Consider the following 1,117-nt stretch of genomic DNA (forward strand, 5'->3'; position numbering starts at 1 on the left):
CAAGGCTATCGATTTTAATGCGGGATTGTGCCTGCGCGGAGGAATTCACGAAGGCGGCAGAATTTTTATCATCCTTGGAATTTTCGCCCGCGAAATTCGCGACATTTACGGAATTTAAGCCGTCTGAATTTTTTCCTGTGCCGGGATTTTCATCCGCGCAATTTTTCGCATCCAAGGAATCCTCGCCAAGTAACGAGGCGGCTAGCCTCTGCGCGCCGGCTAAATTTCGATTTAAGATCGTGATATTCGCGCCGTTTGCGAGCAGGTGTTTGCACGCTAGCTCGCTCATCTCTCCCGCGCCCACTACCACGGCGTCCGCGCCCTGCAAGGAGCCCAGTCTATCCTTTGCCATCGCCACGGCGACGCTTGAGACCGAGATCGGATTTTTTGAAATTTCGGTTTGGTTGCGAATACGTGCCGCGCACTTTAGCGCTTCATCTATGGCCTTTGCGATTTGAGCGCCGGCGCGAGCGTTTTGCATCGCGAATTTATAGGCGTCTTTGAGCTGACCTACGATCTGTGTTTCGCCCACTACGAGGCTATCAAGAGATGCTGCGACGGCGAAAAGGTGGTGTATTGCGCCGCGATCCTCATATATGTCGGCTAGGTTTTGCAGCTCTTCAAAGCTCACGCCGCTAATGCGCGAAAGCGCCAAAAGCACGAACTTTTGCGCTTCGTCAAAGTCGCTTACGACGGTAAAAATTTCTACGCGGTTGCAGGTGCTAAGTACCAAACACTCCTCTATCGCGGAGTTTGAAGCTAAAAGGCGCAAAATTTCTTTCTTGCGCACATCGTTTGAAAACGAAAGTTTCTCGCGCACCGTGATGTCCGTGTTTTTGTGGGTGAAGCTCACGCTCATATACGCCATCAAAACTCCCTATCTATCATATCTCGCACGATTTGCTCCAGCTTGTCGTTTTTAAATTCCGCCACGGCTTCAAGCGCCTTTTGCCCATAGGCGCAAGCTTCGTTTATACAGCGCTCGATGATGCCGTGCTCGCTAAGCTTTGTCTTGATCCATGAAATTTCGCTCTGGCAAAGCTGCTTTTTAAAAAATGATTTTAGCTTTTGCCGCTCCACGCCCGCCAAAGCCCCATGCAAATAGATATACGGCAGG

The 1,117-nt window shown here is 50.6% G+C and carries 1 protein-coding gene and 1 pseudogene; both read right to left on the reverse strand.

What is annotated here, in order from left to right:
* Positions 1 to 868, reverse strand: an 868-nt coding sequence (hemA, locus tag Q0256_RS11500; protein WP_297963261.1) for a glutamyl-tRNA reductase, incomplete at its 3' end; no start/stop codon positions are given.
* Positions 868 to 1,117 (reverse strand): annotated as a pseudogene (locus Q0256_RS11505) (polyprenyl synthetase family protein); the annotation flags it as partial. The gene hemA and the pseudogene Q0256_RS11505, both read right to left, overlap by 1 nt.

It is taken from the genome of uncultured Campylobacter sp., assembly GCF_937949835.1.
In the GTDB taxonomy this organism is placed as follows: Bacteria; Campylobacterota; Campylobacteria; order Campylobacterales; family Campylobacteraceae; genus Campylobacter_B.